The sequence below is a fragment of the Hymenobacter terrenus genome (assembly GCF_000972495.1).
In the GTDB taxonomy this organism is placed as follows: domain Bacteria; phylum Bacteroidota; class Bacteroidia; order Cytophagales; family Hymenobacteraceae; genus Hymenobacter; species Hymenobacter terrenus.
In genome coordinates this window covers 1-1,948 of sequence record NZ_LATM01000099.1, presented here as the reverse complement: position 1 = coordinate 1,948, position 1,948 = coordinate 1, and the positions used below count along the sequence as shown (strand labels likewise).

The following is a 1,948-nucleotide window of genomic DNA, read 5'->3' as shown; positions in this document are numbered from 1 at the left end:
ACCAACGAGGAGGAGCGCCACCTGCTCGACGCCGAGTGCCAGGAATTAGTGACCCAGGGCTGGTACCGCCGGGAAGAAATCACGCGCACGCCCCATCCTGTTTACGACCGGGAAACAGGACAACTCCTCTACACCACCTACTCGGCCGTGGGCCGCCGTCGGGGCCTGAGCTGGGAGTATCAGTTCATCCCCCTGGCTATCATGGCTGACTGCGCTCACAACCACGGCATGGACCTTTTTGAGTTAAGCCCGAACAGTCGTTATGCCAAGTACACGCTGCCGGAGGGCCATCCATTGGTGCCGGTGCAAGCCGCCATCACGGCCCAGGTGGCTACTCATNAGCCGCCATCACGGCCCAGGTGGCTACTCATGGCGAGCAGGGCCGCCACGTGCTACAGCTGCCCTACGACCCCGACCTGCCCTTTGAGCCCGCACCTACTCCCGTCCCCCTGCCTGTGGACCTGGCCCTGGCCCAACTCGTGCGCAACCGCTACCTCAACCGCTCGGCCAGCCGCGGCCTGCAAGGCCTCAGCGACGGCCGCCCCGGCATGGGCGAGCGCCGGGAGAAGGGCCGCCCCTACCGCCTCGTTTTCCCCGGTTAACCTTTCCCATGCTTCGTTCCTTGCTCACCCGCTGGCTCACCCTCGGCGCCCTGCTGCCCGCCGCTGCCTGCGCCCAGCGCCCTGCTACTTCCAAACCCATGCACGCCTACCAAACCGAAAAGTTCCTCCTCACCGCCGGCCCCTGTGCCGCCGACGGCTACTGGGTCACCATCCAGGGTGGGGCCTTCCGCTGCTCCGACGGCTCCTACCTGGCCGTGCCCGGCGGCCACACCTTGCAAGGCAACTGGGGCGCGTCGGGCACGACCTGGTCCTCCGGCGACGACCGCCATCCTACCCCCGAACAGCTCAGCCTGACGTGGTTCTCCTACGCCGAAGACACGTTCTACAAGGGCACCTTTCTGCTCCCCCAGGAGAAAATCTATCAGCTGCTCAAACAAGGCTCCTGGGATATCGAACAACAAAAACAGGTCACTTATAACGAACTAACCGTATGCGTGCTGCCCAAGGGCGTGGTCGTCGTCTGGCTCACCGGCGGCAACCAGGTGCTCGTCGGCCGCTTCCAAGCTGCGCCCTTCACCCCCTCGGCCGAGCAGTACCAGCGCTACTACGGCCCGGCCAACCGGGCCATCATGGTCAGAAACACCCAGGCTGAGTTGCCCGCAGAAGTACAGGCCGAAATCAAGGCCGGCACGCTCAGCACCAAGCGCTGGGACGAGTGGCTCAAGACCTATCCCTGGCAGGTGGAATTCGCCCAACCCCTGACCCTTTACCGCTACGAACTAGGCTTCGTTAATGGCGAGCGAACGAGCGACCCGCTCACACGTGAGGGCATGGACGCCTACCGCAATGTGCTGCTGCAAGCTAGCCCCAAAGCCCTACCCCAAGACTTCTACCTCTTCGGGCAAACACCCTCCAAAGCCCGCTACCTAGTCCGGGTCAAGCACTTCGACCAGGACGAGCTGCGCGCCGCCGTCGAGCAACTACTAAAAGAGCACCCCGCCGCCCCACTCACCTTCTTCTTCGCCCTCGACAAGCCCTACCAGAAGGCCTCCCTCTCGCTTAAAAATGAGTGGCGCGAAATTCCCCTCACCAAGGCTCCCGTCGAAATGCTTCCCGAGAACTAACTGACGGCTTCACCCTCACGGGCTTTGACAATGACAGGCCGGAGCTAGACCTACCTATCTAGTAAATTTCAGGCTCACGACAGTTTTTATTAGAGAGCCCCTCGTCTAATAAAAACTGTCGTGAGCCTGAAATTTACTAGACGGCCCCTCATCTAATAAAACCTATAGTCAGGACGAAATTTATTAGATGGACCTTAACCCGCTTCTCTATCGATTGACGGCGGCACGGCACTTCGTCTCGCTGCTCAACGATAAAACGCC

The 1,948-nt window shown here is 61.4% G+C and carries 2 protein-coding genes; both read left to right on the top strand.

The genetic code is table 11. The features are described from left to right. The first annotated feature begins 359 nt into the window (after window positions 1–359). Complete coding sequence (locus WX88_RS26620) at window positions 360–602, top strand: hypothetical protein (RefSeq protein ID WP_046247474.1); 243 nt, start codon at window positions 360–362, stop codon at window positions 600–602. 8 nt (window positions 603–610) lie between these two features. Beyond that, window positions 611–1,687 carry a DUF2931 family protein gene (locus WX88_RS28455; protein ID WP_082116331.1) on the top strand — a complete coding sequence of 359 codons (1,077 nt, stop codon included), beginning with the start codon at window positions 611–613 and terminating at the stop codon, window positions 1,685–1,687. Window positions 1,688–1,948: the final 261 nt, after the last annotated feature.